Source organism: Moorena sp. SIO3H5 (genome assembly GCF_010692395.1).
In the GTDB taxonomy this organism is placed as follows: domain Bacteria; phylum Cyanobacteriota; class Cyanobacteriia; order Cyanobacteriales; family Coleofasciculaceae; genus Moorena.
Map to the genome: position 1 here is coordinate 1 of NZ_JAAHHS010000438.1, position 6,128 is coordinate 6,128.

The window sequence follows — 6,128 nt, forward strand, 5'->3', positions numbered from 1 at the left end:
TCGGTTGCGGCGGGCAATCGAGGGTTTCTTGCCATTGGGGATTGGTTGAAAGCCTCAATACGATCAATTGGTTGCTTTATTTTCGCCTCCCAAAGGACGCAAACCCGTCCTACAGCACGATTCGACGGACGTTGCTACGGGTGGAATATCCGATGTATTCCGCCTGTTTATCTCGGTTTTTTGGGGTTCAACCCGGAGACGAAACCTTAGAATAAGGCAGCCTTTATGGTTGGTCGGCTATGGGTAAAGGGTTAAAACTTTATGATTAAGGCTGCCTTATTCTTGCGGTAACTTCTGACCCTGCCCGGAGAAACCATTGCCACCGATGGGCTTTGTGCTACGGGGGTCAATTGAAGTGATCAGCGATGACCCACAGGTAGATTCTCCCATACGCCATTATGCTGGTTACCGCCTACATTGTGGAACTTCGACTGATTCTGTGTCCCTTGATGGTGGATTCAAAGACGAATGAAATTACCGCCTTACCAGCATTTATCCAACAGATGGCTCTCTTGGGTGTGGTGTTCGCCTTTGATGCCATCAGCACCCAAAAAAACGGTAATGGTCATCCTTGATAGCGGGAACGATTACCAAGGGAGCACTCAAAGGAAACCAATCGAGGTTACTGAGTGCCGTCAAAGCGTTCCTTTCAAGCCCAACAGACCGTAAAACAGATCAACTTCGGGGCATGGTCGGATTGAAAAACGCACCGTCAGCAAAGCGTGAGCAACTTGATGGTATACCTGATTTTCCCTCGGCTGAGCACCCTGATTCGAGTGGAGTGGTGAACGTCGAATCTATCGGGCTTCTCTGATTGAAGTTTCCCACGAAACTCGCGCTCTTTGTTGCCTCATTTATCGATACGGCTGACGCTTTTGCCAAACGGATTCGAGGCTATTGGGGAGTGGAGAACAAAGTGCATTATGTCCGTATCGGTGACTCAAGGGGAAGATGCTTCACGGATTCGTACCTCACCTAGGCGTACAAATTTGGGCACTAGCACGCAACAAAGCCTCTGAATTTATATCGGGACAATGGTTTTCAAAATATGGCTCAAGCCCAGCGTCGGGCTGGTTAATGCCTTAACACACTCAAAGACCTATTTAGAATGAAATAGCCCTGAATTTTCTTTTTGTCATCAGCCAAAAAATATTGCACAAAGGTTTGCGTAGTTAATACGCAAACTTTTATGATAATATGACGGAAATCTAGGGTTGTTATCATAAGACGTAATCTACCTGCAAAACCCTTACTCTGCTTTGGATATAGAGCAAGACTAGAAAAAATTCGCGCTGCCGGAAAAGATAAGTTCCGTAAATGTTTTTCTTGACAGTATCTATGGCAAAAAAACTTTGCTGAAAATAGTGGTTGGGATGTACTCAAACACTGGAAAAAAAACTGCCTGAGCGAGTAGAGCAGTTACAGCAGCACCCGGGGGCAGAGATTGAGTTGTGGGCGATGGACGAACATCGAGTTGGACTCTTTCCCTATGGTGCGCCGCCTCTGGGTTCCCTGGTGGGAAACCCCTATTGCCTTTGAAGTTACCGTAAGGATAGTGGAGCCTTTATGGTTGGCAGGCTATGCAGAAAAGGGTCAAAACTTATTGATTAAGGCTCCACTATCTATCGGTTTCGTCTCCAAAGTGCAGTGGCGCTATGAGTGGGTTTGGGTATGGGGTTTTGTGCATCCAGCTTCGGGTCAAACCTATTGGTGGTTGTTACCGAGAGTAAACATTCAACTGTTCAATCAAGTCCTGGCTGACTTTGCCCAACATTTCAGCTTAGGCCAAAATAAACACGTTATTTTAACTGAAGACCCACGCCGGTTGGCACACCGGTCAGGTATTCGTGCTACCATCCGGATTACATAAGCGAGTTTCTTCCCCCTTACTCCCCTGAGTTGCAACCTGCAGAACATCTTTGGTCAATCTTGGATGAGCCGATTGCTAACCGAACCTTTGAGAACATCTTTGAGTTAGAGCAACTTCTATGTGTTCGCGAAGCGTCGGGCTTTGCCCGAATCGGTGTTGCGTACTACTAAAACAGCCTGAGTTGATCCGGGGACTCACCCATTTTCAAGCTTTGGCAGGATGCCAAGGCTTAACAGTAACTATTTAGCCGGATTTCATATAATTGGTTATGATCGCAAGTGCTTTGAAGAGAATAACAACTCATCTGAAGTCCGTTAGGTGTGCTTGACCCATTAAGAATTAAATTCGCAAAGAGGTGCGCGCGCCTTTAGGCAAAGCCCGACCCGGGGCGCGAACGGGGGCGCACCTGTTAAATACACAAAGGTTAGACTGACACCGGAAAACCCACCACAGGGTCAGACAGGGTAGAGATTTTGATTATGGGTAATTAAACGAATTTGATATAAGCTATAACTGCGAGAGACGATGGTGATAGTTTTTTGGAATTTTTGAACTAATCAGGGTTAGGCTTTTTAGTGGCGTTTACGTTTGAACCATTAGTTGTCACCCAAAATCCCTAGATATCCCCACCTAAGGAGAATAAAAAACCCGATGCGCTCGAAGATCGGATTGCTTTGGCATCAGATGTTAATTAAAATTGTGCTTATAAAGTATTTATTAAAAATAAATATATCAAATAAAATTACACCGTTGTATTTAATAATTGCCTGTACCAGTTGTAATGATGCCCTAGCAGTAACCCTAACCTCTTTGCCAAGCAATCATAGATCTCTAAGCACAAGTAACCTTCTGGTTAACCAGCAGGAGAAGAAAATCCCTCAGGACTCAGGACAATTGGTTGATGGAAATTATCAAAATCAGATAGGGGAACCATTACCGCCCATACTATCAGATTCACAACAACCAATTCTACTAGAGAATAAACCCAATACACCGGCTAGACTAACTGCTTTTGACTCTCAAACAATTCAAGTTGATAAAATTGAAGTCATTGGCAGCACCATCTTTTCACCAGAGCAGTTTAAGCAGATCATACAACCTTATCAAGGACGCTCCCTGACTCTTGAGCAACTAAGAGAAGTCGCGGATGCTATTACTACGCTTTACCTCAAGCAAGGCTATATTAACACTAGAGCAATTCTGGTCGAGCAAACCATTGACATTAACAAGGGCATTGTTACAATTCGTGTTCTAGAAGGGGGTATAGAAAAGATCGAAGTTGAAGGAACACGCCGACTCAATGCCAACTATATCCGCAGCCGTGTCCAGTTAGGTACTGGAACACCATTCAATACTACTGAATTGGAAAACCAATTACGATTGTTACGGCTTGACCCAAAGTTGGAAAGTATAGAAGCAAGCCTGCGCAAAGGAACAAAACCAGGACAGAGCATTCTGATTGTTCGTGTTGTGGAAGCTAATCCCTTTGAAGGCAGTGTAGGGGTTGATAACTATTCACCTCCTAGTATTGGATCTGAACGAATGAGTTTTAATCTTCGGCATCTCAACCTAACTGGCAATGGGGATGAAATTTCTTTCACTTATCGCCGTTCGACCACTGGCGGGTCTAATATTTTTGATTTTGGCTATCGCTTTCCCCTCAATCCCCGAAATGGTACCTTAGAACTGCGAACAGTGATCGACCGTAATCGGGTGACTCAAGCACCATTCAATGTTTTTGATATTGAAGGAGAATCTGAGCTATATGAACTTCGATTTCGTCAGCCGTTGTACCGCACACCTCGGGAAGAATTTGCTCTGTCTCTAGGATTCAGCTACAGAGATGGTCAGACTTTTTTGGGTGATGAGCCTCTTGGGTTTGGCTTTGGTCCAGATCAAGATGGCTCGACTACCCTGAGCGTGATTAAGTTTGAACAAGAGTATCTACGTCGGGATTTGCAAGGAACTTGGTTTTTGCGATCGCTTTTGAGTCTCGGAACTGGCTGGTTTGATGCCACTATCAACCCCGATCCTATACCTGATGGGCGCTTTTTTCGCTGGGTAGGTCAAGTACAGCGGTTGCAGATTCTCTCAGAGGATAATTTCTTAATTATGGGAACCGAAGTTCAGCTTACCCCCAATAGCCTATTGCCTCCCCAACAATTTTTGCTTGGGGGTGGTCAATCCCTGAGGGGCTACCGTCAAAATATCAGAGCAGGGGACAATGGAGTAAGATTCTCTATTGAAGACCGTATCACTTTACATCGAGACGTAGACGATGACCCCGCATTACAACTAATTCCGTTTTTCGACATGGGTTATGTCTGGAATAACCCTGACAATCCTAATACCTTACCGTCACAACGCTTTTTAGCGGGTATTGGCTTAGGGCTAATTGTGCAGCCAGTGACAGGGCTTAATCTGCGACTTGACTATGGCATTCCTCTGGTTGATTTGGATGATCGCAGTAACAATGCCCAGGATGAGGGCTTTTACTTCAATGTTCGCTATCAATATTAACCAATATAGCAATTATATTTCCTCATGAAGTGCAATTTTCTAGGCTTTAGGGAACAGCGGATCTGGGAACAGGGAACAGGGAGCTTCGGAGCTGGTAATAGGTAATAAGGGAAAAAAAATATTTGTACCTCATAGCTATGATAAAATATAGATTAAATTATTCCTCTGACGATTAGGGTTAATGGTCAACCGTTGAGCTTCACCAGTAAATAAAACCTGATCAAATACGGAATAAATTACTAGGATTAGCGCCAACTGCCTATCTTTAGAATACAGACTTTGAATAACAGATCTTCACTAAGCTATCAGCTATCAGCTATCAGCTATCAGCATAGGCTTAGATGAGCTTTTACCAAGACTTTCTATTCTCATTAATCTCTCAATCTTAAATTCTCCCGTTCGCGTAGCGTGGCCATAGGCCTGCATAGGTTTATTTTAAGCTGACCGCTGACCGCTGTTCGCACAGCGTGCGCGTAGCGCTTATGCTTACGATCTTCACTTGCTGCATCTGGTGCTATTTTGTTGCGCTAGATTCGATTATAGTCTTGGTTTCCAAACTCCCTAGGAAATTTTTATGATCGAATGCATATCATCTAAACGCAAACATTCCCGGTGAATCCATTGACCCAATCTAATTTATTGCCTGACCCGTTAAAAGCGTGGTACACCCAATCTGTTGAAAATTCTTTAGCAGAATCTGGCTGTGACCCTCAAGTCGGTTTGACCTCTCAACAGGTATCACAGCGCTTACAATACTATGGCTTAAATGAACTAGAGGAAAAAGCAAAGCGCAGTTCCTGGGCAATGTTCCTTGATCAATTCAAGGACATCATGCTGTTGATGCTGATTGCAGTAGCCATAGTTTCCGGGATTTTAGATCTGATCAATCTGCAACAAGCCTCAGAAAAGGCCAGTGAATTTCCCTTCAAAGATACGATTGCTATCCTATCAATCGTTATTCTCAATGGCATCCTCGGGTATCTCCAGGAAAGCCGTGCTGAAAAAGCCCTAGCAGCCCTGAAAAGTATGGCATCCCCTAAGGTACGAGTGCTGCGGGATGGTCGTACCTTAGAGATAGATAGTCAACAGCTTGTGCCAGGGGACATGATGTTGCTGGAAGCTGGGGTACAAGTTGGAGCAGATGGTAGGCTGATCGAGGCATCGAATTTGCAAGTCAGAGAATCTGCACTGACTGGGGAAGCTAATGCTGTCAATAAAACCGTAGAGGTGGAGCTATCGGAAGATACTCCCATAGGCGATCGCATTAATTTAGTTTTTCAGGGAACTGAAGTTGTCCAAGGCAGAGGTAAAGTCCTAGTTACTGGTACTGGGATGAATACGGAACTGGGGAAAATTGCCCAGATGCTACAAGGGGTGGAAAGTGAACCGACGCCTCTGCAACAGCGTATGTCTCAGCTAGGAACAGTTTTGGTAACCGGTTCGCTGTTGCTAGTAGCACTAGTAATTATCATTGGCTTGGGCGTAAGCGGTTGGGACTTGAGTGTGTTCCAACAACTGGTAGAAGTTTCTTTAAGTATGGCAGTGGCTGTAGTTCCAGAAGGCTTGCCAGCGGTGGTGACTGTAACCTTAGCCCTAGGAACCCAGAGAATGGTACGCCGTCATGCTCTAATCCGCAAACTACCAGCTGTGGAAACCTTAGGAAGTGTGACTACCATTTGTTCTGATAAAACTGGTACCCTGACCCAAAACAAAATGGTTGTGCAACGGGTGGATACCC

The 6,128-nt window shown here is 44.8% G+C and carries 5 protein-coding genes; all 5 read left to right on the forward strand.

The window, feature by feature from the left end; genetic code table 11:
• Nucleotides 1–215: hypothetical protein (locus F6K52_RS30595; protein ID WP_293087764.1), on the forward strand; the 215-nt coding region annotated here is incomplete at its 5' end.
• A 183-nt stretch (nucleotides 216–398) separates the two neighbouring features.
• Nucleotides 399–575, forward strand: coding sequence for a hypothetical protein (locus tag F6K52_RS30600; RefSeq protein WP_293087768.1), 177 nt, complete (start codon nucleotides 399–401; stop codon nucleotides 573–575).
• Between the two features lie 914 nt (nucleotides 576–1,489).
• Complete coding sequence (locus F6K52_RS30605; protein ID WP_293087771.1) at nucleotides 1,490–1,870, forward strand: hypothetical protein; 381 nt, start codon at nucleotides 1,490–1,492, stop codon at nucleotides 1,868–1,870.
• Between the two features lie 750 nt (nucleotides 1,871–2,620).
• Nucleotides 2,621–4,390 (forward strand): ShlB/FhaC/HecB family hemolysin secretion/activation protein, encoded by a 1,770-nt coding sequence (locus F6K52_RS30610; RefSeq protein WP_293087773.1) that lies wholly within the window; start codon nucleotides 2,621–2,623, stop codon nucleotides 4,388–4,390.
• Between the two features lie 612 nt (nucleotides 4,391–5,002).
• Nucleotides 5,003–6,128: HAD-IC family P-type ATPase (locus F6K52_RS30615; protein ID WP_293087776.1), on the forward strand; the 1,126-nt coding region annotated here is incomplete at its 3' end.